16 protein-coding genes and 1 pseudogene are annotated in these 17,351 nt (G+C 65.9%); 13 read left to right on the top strand and 4 right to left on the bottom strand.

Features of this window, described 5'->3' with window-relative positions; genetic code table 11:
* Window positions 1-159: 159 nt before the first annotated feature.
* Window positions 160-822 carry an RraA family protein gene (locus MMF94_RS41580; RefSeq protein WP_241043014.1) on the top strand — a complete coding sequence of 221 codons (663 nt, stop codon included), beginning with the start codon at window positions 160-162 and terminating at the stop codon, window positions 820-822.
* A 129-nt stretch (window positions 823-951) separates the two neighbouring features.
* A complete protein-coding gene (locus tag MMF94_RS41575) occupies window positions 952-1,665 on the top strand; it encodes a flavodoxin family protein (RefSeq protein WP_241043013.1) in 714 nt (237 codons plus the stop codon).
* 90 nt (window positions 1,666-1,755) lie between these two features.
* Here MMF94_RS41575 and MMF94_RS41570 read toward each other — a convergent pair whose 3' ends face one another.
* The 3 genes from MMF94_RS41570 to MMF94_RS41560 form a co-directional block, all read right to left on the bottom strand.
* A complete protein-coding gene (locus MMF94_RS41570; RefSeq protein ID WP_241043012.1) occupies window positions 1,756-2,082 on the bottom strand; it encodes a hypothetical protein in 327 nt (108 codons plus the stop codon).
* Window positions 2,083-2,153: 71 nt separating this feature from the next.
* The gene (locus MMF94_RS41565) at window positions 2,154-2,609 is read right to left on the bottom strand and encodes a DUF5709 domain-containing protein (RefSeq protein WP_241043011.1); all 456 of its coding nucleotides are present in this window, start codon (window positions 2,607-2,609) and stop codon (window positions 2,154-2,156) included.
* Window position 2,610: 1 nt separating this feature from the next.
* A complete protein-coding gene (locus MMF94_RS41560; RefSeq protein WP_241043010.1) occupies window positions 2,611-3,219 on the bottom strand; it encodes a sulfite oxidase-like oxidoreductase in 609 nt (202 codons plus the stop codon).
* Window positions 3,220-3,797: 578 nt separating this feature from the next.
* Here MMF94_RS41560 and ctaD point away from each other — a divergent pair.
* The 7 genes from ctaD to MMF94_RS41525 all read left to right on the top strand — a co-directional run bounded on the left by ctaD (window position 3,798) and on the right by MMF94_RS41525 (window position 13,276).
* On the top strand, window positions 3,798-5,552 hold the full coding sequence (ctaD, locus tag MMF94_RS41555) for an aa3-type cytochrome oxidase subunit I (RefSeq protein WP_241043009.1): 1,755 nt from the start codon (window positions 3,798-3,800) through the stop codon (window positions 5,550-5,552).
* A 1,393-nt stretch (window positions 5,553-6,945) separates the two neighbouring features.
* Window positions 6,946-7,359, top strand: a complete 414-nt coding sequence (locus MMF94_RS41550; protein WP_241043008.1) for a TetR family transcriptional regulator C-terminal domain-containing protein — start codon at window positions 6,946-6,948, stop codon at window positions 7,357-7,359.
* A gap of 427 nt (window positions 7,360-7,786) precedes the next feature.
* Window positions 7,787-8,440 (top strand): TetR/AcrR family transcriptional regulator, encoded by a 654-nt coding sequence (locus tag MMF94_RS41545; RefSeq protein ID WP_241043007.1) that lies wholly within the window; start codon window positions 7,787-7,789, stop codon window positions 8,438-8,440.
* Window positions 8,441-8,685: 245 nt separating this feature from the next.
* Window positions 8,686-9,342, top strand: a complete 657-nt coding sequence (locus tag MMF94_RS41540; RefSeq protein WP_241043006.1) for a TetR/AcrR family transcriptional regulator — start codon at window positions 8,686-8,688, stop codon at window positions 9,340-9,342.
* 1,131 nt (window positions 9,343-10,473) lie between these two features.
* Complete coding sequence (locus tag MMF94_RS41535) at window positions 10,474-11,418, top strand: NADP-dependent oxidoreductase (protein ID WP_241043005.1); 945 nt, start codon at window positions 10,474-10,476, stop codon at window positions 11,416-11,418.
* A 253-nt stretch (window positions 11,419-11,671) separates the two neighbouring features.
* On the top strand, window positions 11,672-12,019 hold the full coding sequence (locus MMF94_RS41530; RefSeq protein WP_241043004.1) for a GNAT family N-acetyltransferase: 348 nt from the start codon (window positions 11,672-11,674) through the stop codon (window positions 12,017-12,019).
* 1,083 nt (window positions 12,020-13,102) lie between these two features.
* On the top strand, window positions 13,103-13,276 hold the full coding sequence (locus MMF94_RS41525) for a hypothetical protein (RefSeq protein ID WP_241043003.1): 174 nt from the start codon (window positions 13,103-13,105) through the stop codon (window positions 13,274-13,276).
* A gap of 222 nt (window positions 13,277-13,498) precedes the next feature.
* Here the strand turns inward: MMF94_RS41525 and MMF94_RS41520 are convergent, their stop codons facing one another.
* On the bottom strand, window positions 13,499-14,269 hold the full coding sequence (locus tag MMF94_RS41520) for an SDR family NAD(P)-dependent oxidoreductase (protein ID WP_277398961.1): 771 nt from the start codon (window positions 14,267-14,269) through the stop codon (window positions 13,499-13,501).
* 682 nt (window positions 14,270-14,951) lie between these two features.
* Here MMF94_RS41520 and MMF94_RS41515 point away from each other — a divergent pair.
* The 4 genes and pseudogenes from MMF94_RS41515 to msrB form a co-directional block, all read left to right on the top strand.
* Window positions 14,952-15,203, top strand: a pseudogene (locus MMF94_RS41515) (cbb3-type cytochrome c oxidase subunit I); the annotation flags it as partial.
* Window positions 15,204-15,269: 66 nt separating this feature from the next.
* Window positions 15,270-15,776: a DUF417 family protein gene (locus MMF94_RS41510; RefSeq protein ID WP_338104439.1), complete on the top strand. Its 507-nt coding sequence runs from the start codon at window positions 15,270-15,272 to the stop codon at window positions 15,774-15,776.
* A 530-nt stretch (window positions 15,777-16,306) separates the two neighbouring features.
* On the top strand, window positions 16,307-16,519 hold the full coding sequence (locus tag MMF94_RS41505; RefSeq protein WP_241043027.1) for a hypothetical protein: 213 nt from the start codon (window positions 16,307-16,309) through the stop codon (window positions 16,517-16,519).
* Window positions 16,520-16,671: 152 nt separating this feature from the next.
* The gene (msrB, locus tag MMF94_RS41500; RefSeq protein WP_241043001.1) at window positions 16,672-17,160 is read left to right on the top strand and encodes a peptide-methionine (R)-S-oxide reductase MsrB; all 489 of its coding nucleotides are present in this window, start codon (window positions 16,672-16,674) and stop codon (window positions 17,158-17,160) included.
* Window positions 17,161-17,351: the final 191 nt, after the last annotated feature.

Raw genomic sequence — 17,351 nt, 5'->3', positions numbered from 1 at the left:
TCGATCGCCGCGACGGCAACCCCGCACCTGGAGCACGACGAACCCGAATGCAGCCCGTCGATCCCGATGGGATTCAGGTCGACGATATGAGCAACGGACCGCGCACCGCCTGAGCCTGGGTGACGAGGTGGGGCTCTCGCGGGGCCGGGAGGTCCGATGATGACCGAAGATCCGGAGTTGCGCGCTCTGGCCCGACAGGTCGGTACCGCTGACATCGTGGACGCCATGGGACGGCTGCACCGTCACCGATGTCACATCCTTGACCTGGTGAGCCCGACGCCGGGCAGATTGCTCTTCGGCCCTGCGGTCACGATCTCGTACTTTCCGTCCTGCGAAGTAGCGCTGCCACCTGATCGTTACAACTTCGGCAACCTGTTCGACGAAGCGGTGTCCGATGGGGGCATGGGCAGCGTGCTGGTGTTGGCGAGCAACGGTCATCCCGATGCCTCGATGGCGGGAGGTACCAAGCTGAGCCGGCTGGCCCGTCACAACTTGGCCGGCGTGCTGACCGATGCACGGCTACGCGACTTCGCGGAACTCTCGACATACGGATTTGCTGCGTACTGCCGAGGTGAGGCGGTCCACTGGGGTGGTGACGTCGTCACTCCGTTCGAGGCGAACCGGCCCGTCGTGGTGAACGGTGTCGCCATTCGGCCTGGTGACTACGTGTTCGCCGACGCGTCAGGCGCCGCGGTCATCCCACACGCCCAAGTGAGGACGGTGCTTCATGAGGCCGTCAGTGTGGTCTCCGACGATGCTGCGACAGTCAAGGCATTGCTCGCCGGCGACCAGGCGAGGGGCGGGAGTGCCTCGGAGCGGTGACATCCTTGAAGCCAGGCGTCCGCCGCGTTACCGGGTCAAGCAGGTGTGCACCGTCTCTGCGATCGCTTGTATCACGGACCTGTCCGGCGAGGTCGACCGAACGGCCTCACTCGCTGCGAAGGAATTCAGATGGATCTTCGTTTCGATGGCCTCCGAGCCTTGTTCTTCAACGGAACCCTCAAGCGGTCTCCGGAACCGAGTAATACGGAGGGGCTGATCCGGCTCAGCGCCGACCTGATGAAGCGCGAGGGTGTGGAGGTGGAAGTCATACGGACCATCGACCACGACATCGCCGTCGGGGTCTATCCCGACATGACTGAACACGGTTGGACGGTCGACGAGTGGCCTGCCCTCTACGACAAGGTCCTTGCGGCCGAGATTCTCGTGTTGTGCGGTCCGATCTGGCTCGGCGACAACTCCTCTGAGATGAAGAAGATCATCGAGCGGCTCTATGGGTGCTCACACCTGCTGAACGACGCCGGGCAGTACGCCTACTACGGCCGAGTAGGCGGCTGTCTGATCACGGGCAACGAGGACGGCGTCAAGCATTGTTCGATGAACGTGCTTTACAGCCTGCAGCACATTGGTTACACAATCCCACCGCAGGCCGATGCAGGCTGGATCGGAGCCATCGGCCCTGGCCCGTCTTATCTCGATCCGGGGTCGGGTGGGCCGCAGAACGACTTCACCAATCGCAACACCGCGTTCATGACGTGGAACCTCATGCACCTGGCGCAGATGATCAAGAGCGCCGAGGGCATCCCGGCATATGGCAACCGGCGGTCGGAGTGGGACCGAGGTCGCCGATTCGACTTCGAGAATGCCAACCCCGAGTACCGATGACGGGCCGCCGACCAGCGCCTGCCGCGTGCCGCGATGAGTGCGGCTCGCTGGATCGAGTCGAGGTGGCGAGTCTGCGCAGGTAAGCCGGGCTCATCGATAACGGCCGTCGAAGCTTGATCCCCGGTTGCGCTCGGTGAACCGCACACCCGCGATCCGGCCGTCCTCCACGATCCAATGCAAGTCGTAGCAGGCACGATAGCTGGGAGGCCAGAACGAGCAGAAGCGGCCGTCATCGATGTACCAGCTGCCGTGTGTCGGCCGGCCCTGCTCGACGTAGGTGGTAGCGCCGTTGGATTCGAAGACCTGGGTGGAGCCATCGTTGTAGACGAAGGCCTCCGCCGTAACCGCGGTGGGGATGTATCTCTCGACCACAGGGTCGCCATCCGCGACATGAATGTTCTTGAGCGTGTCGACCATCAGTTCCTCCTTCGGAAGATATTCAGCCTGGTGGTACGGGATGCACTGTCGTTTCAGGCGCGTCGGTGTCCTCAGACCGGTTCAGGTTCGTCTTCATCGGCGACGATGTGTATTGCGGCCTCTTCGGCGGACGCCGCGCCACCATCGCGACCGATGTCCACCGCGTAGAGGTAGGCGAAGTCGTCGATCTCGCCCGCGGCTTCGACGTCGATCAACCTCCCTGAGCGGGCCGTGCCGGCTTCGTTGTCGTACAGCTCGCCGTCGGTGTCCGAGGCGTCTCCCAGCCCGTCCCCGTCGGGGATCATGATGTCGGGCAGCTCACGTGCCAGGCGGCCGTTGAGGCTTTCGTGTTCGGCCGCTTCCCTCGCGGTGAGGCCATAGTCGTTGAGCTCCCACGGACGGTCCGGAGGGGAGTAACCCTCGTCCAGTACGTCGAGGACCCCGCGGTCGTCGAGGCTGTCCTCCGGCTGAAGGAGCCCCGAGTCGATATCGACGCCGTCGGTCTGATCATTGTCATCTGTGGACATGTCAATCTCCCTGGTACCGCTGCTCGAGCCAGGGGTCTCCCCGGTCGTGGTATCCGTTGCGCTCCCAGAAACCGGGCTGGTCCTGGGCCAGCAGCTTCAGCCCGGACACCCATTTCGCGCTTTTCCAGAAGTACAGGTGGGGCACGAGCAGCCGGGCCGGTCCTCCGTGGATCGCCTCCAGAGGCGTTCCGTTCACGTTCCAGACCACCCACGCCTTGCCGCCGGTCACGTCCTCGAGCGGCAGGTTCGTGGTGTAGCCGGTATGCGAACGGGCGAGCACGAACGCTGCGTCGTCGAGCGGACCGGCTGACTCCAGCAGGGTGTCTACGGAGACTCCGTCGAATGTCATGCCGAACTTCGACCACGTGGTGACGCAGTGGATGGCGCCCTCGTACCGGGAGCCCGGGAGTGCGTGGATCTCCTCCCAGCTCCACGTGGTGGGTGACTGAACGAGGCCGTCGACTGTGAAGGTCCAGCGATCGGTGCGGATGGACGGAGTGGCTTCCGCGTGCAGGACGGGCCATCCGTCCGCAGCATCGTATTGGCCCGGCGGCAGGCGCGGATCACGCGCCGTGCTGCTTCGCCCGGCGAAGCCTCTGGTGACCGGCAAGGTGCTTCCTCTCGTCTGCGTTTGGCTGTGCGATGTGTGCTGGCCGGTCTCAGGATCGCCACGACGTCACTGTCGGTGTTCGAATCTGCCGGTCATGCGGCCGGCACGAGCGACCGCAGGACGACATGGCGCGGTGCCTGTCAGACCGTGCGACATCCAGCTATCCGTTGAGTTTGGTACCGTCAAGTCCAGTCTATACGCGAGGTTGGGTCCTCTTCCACTGCAGGCGCTCGCGACCATGTAGGTACGCGAAAGGGGCACAAGCCGCAAGTTATGCCCATGTTCTCTGGTCTTCGGCTCCGTCCGAAGGCGGGTGGAGTCGGGTCTCAGTGGACTTGACAGTTCGAGGAAGAGACTTGATAGTCGGCCTGGATAGTCCAGAGGGGCGTCGGCGTGTGGCCATCGGAGGGCATCGAGCCTCGCGCTCCGTCGTGCGAGTACTCCTCACCATCAACGATGACCCACAGTAGCTACTGGCCTTCGCAACGCGAAGCGGTCCACGTGTCTGCGCAGGCGCTCGCCGAGCGGTCGAGCGCAGACGGTGTGAATCCGGCGGGCTGGTTGGTCCGGGAGGCGATATGACACAACTTGTTCCGGCACCGGTCAGTGCTCGTGTAGCACCGGTGCGCCGTGCGGCCGTGGGGTCGGTACTCGTGAGGATGTTGCGGACGACCGATCCCAAGGACATCGCGATCCTGTACTTGGTGACGTCGTTCGTGTTCTTCCTGGCCGGTGGGGCCATGGCGCTGCTGATACGTGCCGAGCTCGCCCGGCCCGGTCTGCAGTTCCTGTCGAACGAGCAGTACAACCAGTTGTTCACGATGCACGGCACGATCATGCTGTTGTTGTATGCCACGCCGATCGTGTTCGGTTTCGCCAACTACATCGTGCCGCTGCAGATCGGTGCCCCCGACGTGGCGTTCCCGCGGCTCAACGCCTTCTCGTACTGGCTGTTCCTGTTCGGCGGGCTGATCGTGCTCTCCGGTTTCTTGACGCCGGGTGGGCCCGCCGACTTCGGCTGGACGGCCTACGCTCCTCTGTCCGGCGTGGTCCACTCACCCGGCAGCGGGTCAGACCTGTGGATCGTCGGGCTGGTGATCGGGGGCCTGGGCACGATCCTCGGGGCCGTCAACTTCATCACCACGATCGTCTGCATGCGCGCGCCCGGCATGACGATGTTCCGGATGCCGATCTTCACCTGGAACATCCTCATCACCGCGATCCTGATCCTCATCGCGTTCCCCGAGCTCACAGCGGCGCTGCTCGGTTTGCTCGCCGACCGCCACCTCGGCGCCCATGTGTTCGACCCCGCCAACGGCGGCGGGATCCTCTGGCAGCACATGTTCTGGTTCTTCGGCCACCCCGAGGTCTACATCATTGCGCTGCCGTTCTTCGGCATCGTCTCCGAGGTCTTCCCGGTGTTCGCCCGCAAGCCGATCTTCGGCTACAAGGGCCTGGTCTACGCCACGATCGCTATCGCCGCGCTGTCGGTGGCGGTCTGGGCTCATCACTTGTACGCCACCGGAGCTGTGCTGCTGGCGTTCTTCTCCTTCACCACCTTCCTGATCGCGATCCCCACCGGCATCAAGTTCGTCAACTGGATCGGGACCCTGTGGAAGGGGAATATGACCTTCGAGCCCCCGATGCTGTTCGCGCTCGGCTTCCTGGTCACGTTCCTGCTCGGTGGTCTCACCGGCATCCTGCTGGCGTCCCCGCCGCTGGACTTCCACGTCTCGGACACCTACTTCGTGGTGGCGCACTTCCACTACGTGCTGTTCGGCACGATCGTGTTCGCTACCTACTCCGGCATCTACTTCTGGTTCCCGAAGATGACCGGCCGGATGATGGACGACACCCTCGGCAAGGTGCACTTCTGGCTCACGTTCATCGGGTTCCACCTGACGTTCCTGGTGCAGCACTGGCTGGGCGCCGAGGGCATGCCCCGTCGCTACGCCGACTACCTGCCCACCGACGGGTTCACCACGCTCAACACGATCTCGTCGATCGGCGCGTTCGTCCTCGGCGCCTCGACGCTTCCGTTCATCTGGAACGTCTTCCGCAGCTACCGCTACGGACGGGTCGTCACCTCCGACGACCCGTGGGGCTTCGGCAACTCGCTGGAGTGGGCCACGAGCTGCCCACCGCCGCGGCACAACTTCACGGAGCTGCCGCGGATCCGTTCGGAGCGTCCGGCGTTCGAGCTGCACTACCCGCACCTCGTCGAACGCTTCCGCAACGAGGCACACGTCGGCCACCGGGCGTCGCCGTACGAGGTGGCGGCGCAGGGCACGGCGGGGGAGACCCAGCCCAACGCGGATCCACGCTCCCGCTAGGACATCGGGCCCACTGAGCCACGGTGCCGACGCTCCTGAAGGGAGCGGCAAGTCTGATCCTCAGAGCGCACCTGCGGGGATCCGGGTCGAGATCGGTCACACCGCTCCAGTTGGATCTCGAAAACCCCATACTCTGGACTGCATCGTCCGATGAAGCCCACAGAGTTGGACCGTACGGTCCATCGTTCGAAGAGGCGGACGCGGGGTCGTCGACGGCAATCTGTATGTGATGAAGCCGGATCGGCCGCCTTCCTCTGCGAAGGTTGCGTCCGGACATCGAGGATGGGCTGCACCTGTTGCCGGCGGGGAGCAGCGGACACGGCGCGCGGGCCGGCAGACGATCATCGCGCGGAGACGACATCGGCGAGCATGCCTGCGCCCAGGCGGGCGAGCTCTGGACGTGCCCATGTAGCTCGCACTCGACGCGTCACGGCGCGCATGTCCGTGCCGATGTCACGTGAGCCGGCGACACTGCGAGTCGGTGCTCGACAGACACTCCTGTGAGTCTCGCCTGATGCGGCTACGGCCCCTGGCGGCACAACCGCATGTCCTGTCGCTTGAGTGACGTCGGCGCGGTTGCGTGGGCTGCAGTTGCCGGCTCGGTCGGGAACCCAGCGGTGGGGGCGCCACGGCGGCCGGCGAGCCCGGCGTGCAGGCACGCCTCCGGTCTTCGGAGACCGGCATCAGCGCTCCGATACTGGACTTGACAGGGGGGCTCTCTCCGTAGATTCTGTAACTAGTTAGTCCAGTTTTGAGAGGAGGCGGGTGCCGCCGCGCGTCGACGGCAGCGATGGTCGCGCCACAGGATGTTGGCCTCGGTCGGTGGCGCACGTGTCACCCAGTGCAGTGCCGACAGTGCTCACGCAGACAGCTCTCGCCTCTCGGGGTCAACGCTTGGGGAACTCGACTCGGCATGCAGCGAGCCGGCAGGCTATGGCCGGACCTATTCCCGCGGCGCCGTGAGTAGCGAGCGGTCTGGCAGTGGGGGAAACACTTCCTGTGACGAATGGTTTCACATTGCCCGTCTCGTCGGCAGGGGAGATCCGTCGTCTTCCGTCAGAGATGGCGCTGGATCGGCACGGTAGGCCTGATTCCGCGGTCGATGCACGGGGCTTCCCTGCCTTGGCGCACCGAGCGGGCAATGAAGCGGTGCGGATACCGGTCTGGCTCCCAACGACCGGTATCGAAATTCCTCGCCGGCGGCGTTGGTCGAGGGTTGTCGCTCGGCAGCCCTGCTGGACTCGGACTGGTTGAAAGCCACTCCGGTTCGGAGCCGAAACGGTCGGTGGGGCGTCGCCGAGCGGCAGCTTGGGACCACCGGCCGTGCTCGGCTCGTTCGCACCCTGCAGCTACAGGTCAGAGATTGGCACATGGACAACCAGGGTGATCAAGTTTGAGGTCATGGGAGTTCTTCGAGCCGGAACCGAACCCGCTGCGCCTCGACTCCCTCGAATCACTCGAGGGCTGGCGTGACGTCGTCGTGCGTAGGTTGCGGGAGCGTTATGACGACCGCGTGGGAGAGGGCACCGCGGCGGGTGAGTCGGTCGGCCGTACCGACCCCGAGCACGGCAGCTTGCCGGATGTGTCGCTTCGGACCTGGTACTTCTGTCTCGTCGCCGGCCTGAGCGGGATGCGGGAGAGGGGCGAGCTGCGGCCCGAGGCCGATCCCGCTGCACTGGCCACGGGGATCATCGCCGCCGTTGAGGGTGGCCTTTTGCTTGCCCGGGCTGCGCGGAGCGTGCGGCCGATGGAGCTCGCGTTCGACATGGCTCTCGAGCATGTTCGATACTTCGCCGAGCCGGCGTGAGTGGTTCATCTGCAACAGCGACGTGACGCGGTACCCGGGCCACTGCATGAGCGACCTGCGCTTGATCGTGAAGGAGCGGCTCGCGGATTTCGCGCCCCTTCGTGCATGTCCGTTCAGCCCGTGAGCGACGGCAGCCCGACGGTAACCATGCGCCCGCAGTGTTCGGTCGAGCACCGATTACCGAGACGTGCATGGCGCCAGGGCCGAGGTCGCCAGAAGCCGACCTCGGCCGTCCGACGTGGTGGGACCCGCGAAATTGTTGGGTTCCCGCCGGTCGGCGGCGCGGATCCGATTCACGCGCATGGAGGCCGTCCGAGCGTGCCCCTTCGTTGGCCAAGTCCACGCATCAGCGCTGAGTGCCGGAGTTGGACCTCAATGTTCAGAATGACTGTTCTGCTACCCACTTTGCTTGGTAACCTCCCTTCTTATGGCGCATGCGGACGGCGGGAGTAAGTCGCCGCGACTTACTGCGCGCGGCGCGGCCACCCGAGCGCGTATCTTGCAGGCTGCTGCAGATCTGATGTACGCCAAGGGCGTGGCTGCAACGACCTTGGATGACGTCCGGGTGGCCAGTGGCACCAGTAAGTCGCAGCTCTACCAGCATTTCAGTGACAAAGACGCCTTGGTGCGTGAGGTCATCTCATTGCAGGCCAGTCGGGTGCTCGAGCGGCAGCGCCGGCGGCTGGAGCGGTTGAGCTCCTTGCGCGGGCTCGAACTCTGGCGAGACGCGATAGTGCAGCGCAACGCTCTCCGTAACGGCGCATACGGCTGTGAGCTGGGCTCACTGGCGAACGAGCTCGCCGATAGGGACGAGGAGTCGCGAGTCGCGTTGGCTGCCCACTTTCGCACCTGGAAGGACCTGCTCGCCGCCGGGCTCGCGCGGATGCGTGAGAACGGCGAGCTTGGTCCGGACGCTGACCCCGCATGGCTGGCCACCGGGATAATGGCTGCCGTGCAAGGCGGTTACCTGCTCGCCCAGGCGGAGCGCGACGTCAGGCCGATGGAGATTGCTTTGGACATGGCACTGGACCGCGTCCGCGAGCATGCATCGGGATCGACCGCCGACGCCGACCAGATGTGATGCTCGGCTCGGCGCAGGTGCTGCACCCTTGCCCAAGGTCCCGCTCATCAACGTGAGCCATGTGACTTAACTGACCAGTCATTTATTGGGCAGCGTGTATCTGATCGACGATCAGCGGCACGCGTCTCTCACTGCCCTGTGGATGCCTCGGGTAATGTCCGGAGCAGGCGGGCGACACAAAGAACTGCAGGTCGTAATATCGCGTTCAGGGCGAAGAGTCAAGTCGTCGAGATAGGATCACGTCCGTGACGAGTGCCAGAGCCGAGCCTCCTGCGCGGCGCCTGACCGCCCGCGGCGCCCTCACTCGCGACCGCATCGTCCGAGCCGCCGCCGGTCTCATGCACGCCAACGGGGTCGCCGGCACGACCATGGATCACGTGATCGAGGCCTCCGGCACCAGTAAGTCGCAGCTCTATCACTACTTTGACGACAAGGATGCGCTGGTCGTCGCGGTGATCAAGATGCAGGCCGCGCGGGTGATGGAGCGGCACGAGCCCCACCTCGAACAACTCAGCTCGCTGCAGGGGTTGCGGCGATGGCGCGATGCCGTCGTTCGCTTCGTCGAGGAACGCCGCGGAGCGCACGGCTGCGAGATCGGCTCGCTAGCCAGTGAGCTTGCGGATCGGTCCGAGCCGGCCCGGATCCTGATCAATGCCACGTTCCGTAGCTGGGAGTCGTATCTCGCTGCGGGGCTCCGCCGGATGCAGGATCGCGGCGAGCTTGACGTCGAAGCCGACGTCGGTGAACTCGCCACCGGAATCATGGCCGCATACCAGGGTGGCTACCTACTCTCGCAAGCGGGACGAAGCGCGCAGCCGATGGCGCTGGCGCTCGATCTCGCGATCCGCAATGTGGAGGCGCTCGTGCCTCAGCCGAAAAGCGCATCCGGCGCGGCACACTGACGATTCGGGCTCCGGAACCCCATCACCATCCAGACGTGAAAGTCCGGTACTGATACCTCGATAGCCGGCCTGCCGAGGCTGAGCCAGGCCGCCACGCTGTTGCCGCCGCAGATCGGTGAGGACCGGGGATGGGTGCTCGTATAGCTCTCATGCGAATTTGCCGGCCGTCCCTCGGTGCATGTGGTCTGCGCCTGCCCTGGCCAGTGACGCCGGCTCGGATTGGAACGGGTGGCGACGGGCTCGCTCCCCGGCGAAGTCGCGGGACCGCGCGGTGCCGGCTCGGGTCGCTGGTCAACGCCGCGTGCCGCGAAGGGGAGTCCCGCCTCGTTGCTGGACGGAGTCCAGCGCGGGAGCAGGCCGATCTCTATGCCCGCACCGACTCCTGACTCGCCGCTGCGATCGTGGGACGCCGAGCGGTTGACTCTGCGGCGGTGCGCACTTCGCGGCTGATGGCGGTGGCGAACGCGTTCGCATCACGGGTGGCGAGCTGAGGCGGCCCGGACGCCATCATGGCTAGACTTGACAGTCCAGTAGAAGTTCGCCAATAGTCGACTCGGCTGGGCCGTCGCAGGCCTCCGTACGGGCGTCGCGTCGACTGCGCCGTCGGCCCGAAAGATCTCAAGTAGGAGTTCAGATGCCCTCAACGAGGGGCTTCATCGCCCGTCGTCGCGGCGTGCCCGACTCACGGCTACCTCCCGTGCACAACGACGCGAGTGCGGACTTGTCGGTCCAAATTGGCGACGCGTTCACGCCGGCGAGGTCGTACGCCGGCTACGCCATCGACATCGCACATCAGGGTCCTGCCGGAGTAAGGCCTGGGCCGCCTGCGGACCGCATCCGGATGCTCCGCTACCAGGGGGATTGGTGACCACCGCAGCCGCCGAGCTGCCAGGCGGTGGCGATCTCCTGACGGACCCGGCCGGCCGTTGCCGTCTGTCGCGGCCCAGGTCCCGGCACGACCTTCACTCTGCCCGCCTGGCCGCATCCGACGGGTACCGGGCCCAGCTGTGCTACTCGATTGCCACCGCGGCGTCAGATCGGCACAACGAGCCTGAAGCTCCGAGTCAGCGCGGAACGTAACGCAGACCCAACGTGCCGTGGAGGCGAAGGCTGATACAGAGAGGTAATCACATGAAAGCGATCGTGGTGACGGATCAGGCCGCCGGAACGGCTGGGATGAAGCTGGTGGAGCGGCCCGAGCCGCCGGCGGCGAGGCTCGCCGGCCTTTCGGGCGCGAGCTACGGCGATGTCGTCGTTGAAGTTCATGCGTCGGGATTCACCTGGGATGAGCTCGAGTGGCCCTCGACCTGGACCGACCGCCTCGGCCGGGACCGGACGCCGTCGATCCCCGGGCACGAGGTGGCCGGAGTGGTCACCGCCCTCAGCTATGGAACGACGGGGTTGTCGGTGGGCCAGCGGGTGTTCGGGCTCACGGACTGGACTCGCGACGGCACGCTGGCGGAGTACGTCGTCGTCGAGGCCCGCAACCTCGCCCCGTTGCCGGGCGAGGTGGACTTCACGGTGGGCGCGAGCCTCGTGATGTCGGGCCTGACCGCGTGGCAGGGGCTGTTCGACCACGGCCGTCTCCGGGCGGGGCAGACCGTCCTCGTGCACGGTGCCGCCGGCGCAGTCGGTTCGATGGCGACGCAGCTCGCACGCGAGGCGGGTGCCTACGTCATCGGCACCGGACGCGCTGGCGGCCGTCAGACGGCGCTCGACTTCGGCGCGCAGGAGTTCGTCGACCTCGAGAACGACTCGCTGGAAGATATCGGCGGAGTCGATCTGGTATTCGATGTCTTCGGCGGCGACCTCGGGAAGCGGTCCGTGGGTCTGGTTCGTGCCGGAGGAACGCTGGTGACCGTCGCCGGGCCGCCCGAGGTGCGACCCGCCAACGGCACCGCGGTCGACTTCGTGGTCGTGCCCGATCGTGCCCAGCTGAGTGAGATCGTCCGGCGGGTGCGGGATGGACGAGTGCGGACGAACATCGGCAACATCGCGACTCTCGACGATGCCGTGGCCGCCTTCAACGCGACCGAGCGGATCAAGGGGAAGACGATCATCCGCGTTCGACCGTAAGGACTCGGCGGCGGTCGTCGGGCGGCAGATCGGCATAGCGAGCTTGAAACTGAGCGAGAGTTCAGCCTGCGATTGGACAGCGGTGTGGTGCCATCTCGGGTTGTGGCGTGTGTGTTCGCGAGCGGTCGCTATTGCCGGCCGCGGTGAAGGGGGCTCGGTAGTCGCTCGCGGCGCGAAGGCGCGGAGCGAACTCGAGCCGCCCGAACCGGACGGCGAAGACGGAACTACTCAAGGAAATATCAGGAGAAACCACGTGAACCCCGAGATGAACGTACAGAAGAACAGCAACAGTGGATCGTACGAAGCCATGGTCGACGGACGGGTTGTCGGCATGATCGTCTACCACGTATCGCGAGGCGATCAACGCGTGACGCTCAGTCACACGATCGTTGAGCCTGAGTTCCGCGGCCGAGGGATCGCAACCCGGCTGGTCAAACACGCCCTGGACGATCTACGAGCTCAAGACCTGAAACTCACGAACTACTGTCCCTTCGTGGCGGACTACATTGCCGACCACCCTCAATACAAGGAACTCGTCGACAGTCGCTTCCCGGGCCACGCGACGGTACCCGACCGCGCACCGCGCGAACGCCCCAACTGACGAACGTCCGGATGGCACCGGAACCTGAGCAATCGCCGACGTAGAGAAGTACGGAGATGACTCAGAGCTCGCATTCGGTCGACATCGACGGAGCGCCCTCCCGAGCGCCCTCTGGCAAAGATCGGGTAGGCGGGTCGAAGCCACCGCGGTGGCGATCCGCGAGCCCCAGCACTCGAGGCGTGGCCGTGCTCACCGAGTCGGGTCCGTTGGGGGCGATGACGTGCTGCGGGTCGGCCGTGGACGCGATGCCCGCCTCGACCACGATGAACCGTGTGCCCGGCGAACCCGCGGTGAGTGCCGCCCCTGAGACGACAGCGGCCGCCGAACAGGGCTCCTGTGCAGTGAGGGCGCGCGGGCCCAGCGGTTCCGCCGTCTCCCGCCTTGCTGGTGGGTGAGGTAGGCGGCGACGACGCCCTCGTGGAGCGGCTCGAGGCGCCGCTCCACGAGCTGGCCCGCGGGCAAAATCGGCCCCGGCCACGGCGAGCCGAACCATTGGCATGCGCTTTGCGCCGTCCGGCCCTGGTCGGCCCGGTGATCACGAGCCGCGCGCCGTCGTCGGCGGCCGCCCCGCTGGCCGCGAACAGCACCGGCAGCTCGCCGAGGGCCTCGTGCCAGACCGGCACCGCCGTATCGGCCTACAGGACGCCGGTGTAGCCGGCCAGGGGCGGACGAAGGCCGCGGCACCCCAGCGAGCGAGGCGCCCGGGCAGGGGACGATGCCGGTGACCTCCTGTACACCGGCAGTGTCTCGTGGCAGACCACGACCACATGGAAGGGTTCCGCCGACCCGGACCTCGTCGCGAAGATGCGCCGCATCCTCGACCTGCACGGCAGGCCCTCGAACCTGTTGCCGCGCAAGGGCAGGGCCTGGCGGCCCTCATGCCGACCGGGCAGGTTGCAGCCGAACTACACCCGCCCGGCCGGGGTCATGCACGTGCTCGCCGCACTCGCCTGGCCACCGGACGGCTGTTCTACCGCATCCGAGCACGCGATTGTTGGATCGAGTTCCTCGACCAACTCAAGGCCTTACGCCGCCGGCCAGGCGAGAGGCTGCTTGCCTCGTCGTCATCCCCCGGGTGCGCGCGTGGTGCGCAGCGCAACGCGGCCGAGTTGGTGTGCCTGGGCGATCTGCGGCTCGTGGTTGAACTGGATCGAGGCCGAGCTCGCCGACCTGCGCTACTTGGCCTCGATGGCTCCGACCACCGCAGTCACGACGAGCAGCCCGCCAGATGCCGTGCCCCGGCCGGACGACGAGTAGGCGCGCACGCCCCACGCCGTGAGCGAGCGTGTCCCTTCGGCTTCTTCGACCGGACCCACAACAGCTCGGCCGGCTTCTGCTCCGCGAGCTGCCGGTCGAACCTCGCCATCGCCGCCTACGTCCGCTGGCGCAACGCCCGCGCGCAAGCCAAGGTCGACCTCGCGACCGACTCACCAATCCGGACCTGGACCAACTACCCGGTCAAGACTGCGTGACAACCCACTAGTTCCGGCCCGCCATGACCCCGCCGTCGACGTTCAGGATCGCGCCGGTCACCCAGGCCGCGTGGCCGGACAACAGGAAGGTGATCGCCGAGGCGACGTCCTGCGCGGAGCCGACGCGCCCCAGCGGATGCAGCCCGCTGAAGCTCTTGAGCGTCTCCTGCACCTGCTCGGCCGGGATGAACCCTTCGTACAGCGGGGTGGCGACGACCGCAGGCGCGACCGCGTTGACGCGAATGCCGTGCGAGGCGAGCTCGATCGCAAGGTTGTGGGTGAGCGCGTGGAGCCCGGCCTTGGCCATCGAGTACCCGGCCGAGGGCGTGAGACCGATCGCCTGATGCGCCCACATGCTCCCGATGTTCACGATCGAACCGCCGCGACCGCCCGCAATCATGCCCTTCACCAGGGTCTGCGTCAGAAAGAACAGTGCACGATTCAGCTCCAGGTAGGAGTCGTAGAAGGCCGGATCGTAGTCAACAAAATTGCGCGGGATGAAGAACCCGGCCGCATTTACCAGGAGCGTCGCGTCCGCATGCTCATCCGCCAGCTGCTTCTGCACATTCTCCACTTCATCGCGCCGCGTGATGTCGGCGGTGATACCCCAGGCTTTCCCCGCCGAGAGGGCTCTCACCGTGTCTTCCACGCGTCCTTGATCACGCCCGATGATCACGGCGCTTCCACCGCCCGCAACTACGTCGAGCGCGGCAGCGCGACCCATGCCGCTGCTCCCCCCGACTACAACGAGCTTCTGACCTTCGAACCCATCGGTCATCATTCTGTCCCTTCTCGCGCCGATCCGTGATCGAGGCGCAGATTCAGACGACACGCAATGCCGGTCAGGAGAGCCGGTGTGCTGTGCCGCCGCTGTCGTCGATTGAGTTCGGCCGGCACAACCCGCCCAGCCGCGTGCGTCTGCGGTCAACGCGACGGCCGGCGTCGGATGCCGGGTATGGGCTGCCGGCCCCGCGGCGCGTCGGCAGCAACCGGCGTCGAGGATCGGCATGCCCACTAGACCTCGCGGACCTTGCTTACCCGGCAAAAGTAGGACTGTCAAGTCCAATATGCGAGCCTCGTTGTCAACCGCATGTGTGCGGCGGCGCCGTGGCTAGCGACGGCAAACCAGTAGATAAGGTACAAAACGGCAGTCGGTGATCCGGCGTGCGCGATCGATCTGGCGTGCCTGCGGGGCCCCGCTAATGGACTTGACAGTCCGTTAGCGGGGCGACGATAGTCGGCTGGGCAACCCAGCGCCGTTCGCTCGTCCGGCCCGGGCAGGCCGCCGTTCTCTCGGTGGCGGGGTAAGCAGTCGGGCCTTCTGAGGCGGCCGCGGTCCGGCGGTGGGGCCGAGGCCCAGGGCCGTATCAGCGGCACAGGCCCGTGCCGGCTGTCGAGGACCCGCTCGTAGGCGACCGCTTGATCCGGTGGGCTCGTTGGCCCGGGAGGCGATATGACACATGGCCGGTGGGGCCATGGCGCTGCGGACACGTGCCGGGCTCGGCTGACCCGGTCTGCAGTTCCTGTCGAACGAGCAGTGCAACCAGGTGTTCACGATGCACGGCACGATCATGCTGTTGTTGTATGCCACGCCGATCGTGTTCGGTTTTGCCGACTACATCGTGCCGTTGCAGATCGGTGCCCCCGACGTGGCGTTCCCGCGGCTCAACGCCTTCTGGAACCGGCTGTTCCCGTTCGACGGGCTGATCATCCGCGGAAACGGCGCCGTCAGGGCAGTATTCTTCGTATTGCTCGGCAAGGCGAGAGAAGGGATACGCATGAAGTTGCGGAGAGCGGCCGTCACGAGGGGCCGGGCCGTCGGAATGGCAACGGTCCGGTACGGCCTTGCATTAAACCTCATGGCGATCGGTCGGCTCAAGTTCGAGGACTTCGAGGTCGAGAACATTCGTCCGCTGATTAACGGGAGTCCTCCCTTCTCGCGACTCGCGGCGAGGTTCGGTGAACGAGAACTGGCGAGGTTCATCGGCGTCGTCGAGATCGTGATCGGCTCACTGATCGCTGCGAAACCACTCTCCGGTCGAGCGTCCGCCCTCGGTAGCGCAGCAGCGGCGGGGATGTTTGCCACGACGCTCAGCTTCTTGGCGACGACCCCGGAAGCGTGGGAGGAGCGGTATAGAGATCCCAGGTTGTCCCCGGCCGGGCAGTTCTTGGTCAAGGACATCGTCTTCCTCGGCGCTTCGTTATTGACCGCGAGTGACGCCATGGCCGCAGGCAGGCCGCGTCAGTCATCGGGTCGCTGCTCACGAGGGTGCGGCTCTCGATGACCGGGCCTCACGGCGTCGGCTGGTACAGGCGTCCGCTCGGCTGCAATGACGGCTGGTGTGTCGCCGATCGGATTCAGGCCCGTCTCGGCTGACTCTCACCCGACGTGTACGAGACCGTCTGGTGGACCAACCGGGCCATCCTGGACGATCAACCAACAGCAGACGCAGCCGGACCTGATCCGGCACCCGTGAGGTGGCGAGCACGTCGAGCTACCGGGGGACACCTCAGGTGCGCGGCTCCCGCTTGTCGAGCGATCAGCGGAGCCTGGCAAGCATTGAACTGTGCCCCCTGCGAGGGTCGGGCGGTGCTCTGTCACGGCGTGCCTCGAAGGCCGGCCTCGACTTCTGTGGTCTGCGGGCGAGGCGGCTCCCACGTCCCGCCGATGTCGAGCTGCGGACATCGTCCAGACCCCTTGGGTCCTACCGGCGGCTCGATGTCGACGTCGACACCTCGACGGGCTCTCAAGGGAAGCCGGTGAACGCCGCCGACACCGCTCGCCGGCCACCGACACTAGGCGGGCACCCACGTCGTGTCGGGCTGGCGCACCCTGTTGGAGGGCCTGGGCCTGCACGGTGCCGAGGCCGCCGGCGCCAACTTCGTCAAGGTCGCCCTGGAGGCCCCGCTCAAGCAGATCGCGTTCAACGCCGGCCTCGAGAGCGGCGTTGTGGGGGAGGAGGTCCGAGGAGGTCCGCGGGCTCACCGCAGGCGAGGGCCTCGACGCCGCTACGCGCCCGCTCTATAATCGGACTAGATGGTCCAGTTGGGCTGGCCGGTCACCTGGCAGGCAGCGGTTGCGGTCGGGGGAGTGTGAGGGCCATTCGACCTGTTCGTGCAGGAGGTCTCTGGTTGACCAGGGGTGACCACTATCGCGATGGTGAAAATGGAGGAGATGGCATGGAGTCGAAGTATGGAAAGTCGCCGGAGGCTATCGCTCGATTGACCTCTGAGCAGTTCCGTGTCACCCAGGAGGGTGCAACCGAACGCGCATTCAGTAATGCTTATTGGGACAACAAGGAGCCGGGTATCTACGTGGACATCGTGTCCGGCGAGCCGCTCTTTACCTCTATCGACAAGTATGACAGCCATACGGGCTGGCCGAGTTTCACAAAGCCGATCGTCCAGCGCAATGTGGCGGAGCGCGAAGACCGGAGCTACGGGATGCGGAGGACCGAGGTTCGATCCACTCATGCTGACAGTCATTTGGGGCACGTCTTCGATGATGGTCCGCGCGACATGGGTGGGCGCCGTTACTGCCTCAACTCCGCCGCACTGCGGTTCGTTCCCGTAGCTGACCTGGAGCGCGAAGGCTACGGTGAGTACCGCGAGCTGTTCAGCGCCGAAAAGGGGGGTAACACTGAGGGCTCGCAGGTCGGCGAGAGTTAATCTGCGCCGCCGTGGGACGATAATTCGGCAGGCAGGCTGATTCTCCGGTGCCCCCGGGGCTCGGCACCGCGCACGACGTGCCGGTACAGGACTGTTGTGTCCGCTGGTCAGCTTGCTGCGTCGGTTGCATGTTTCTGTGGTAGCGCGAGGGCTTCCACGTTGCGGATCGCGAGATCGAGCGCCAATGCCAT

Origin of the sequence: Pseudonocardia alaniniphila (assembly GCF_022524485.1) — a bacterium.
GTDB classification, from domain to species: domain Bacteria; phylum Actinomycetota; class Actinomycetes; order Mycobacteriales; family Pseudonocardiaceae; genus Pseudonocardia; species Pseudonocardia alaniniphila.
Note: the sequence above shows the minus strand (reverse complement) of the source record. Positions and strands in the feature narration are given on the sequence as shown.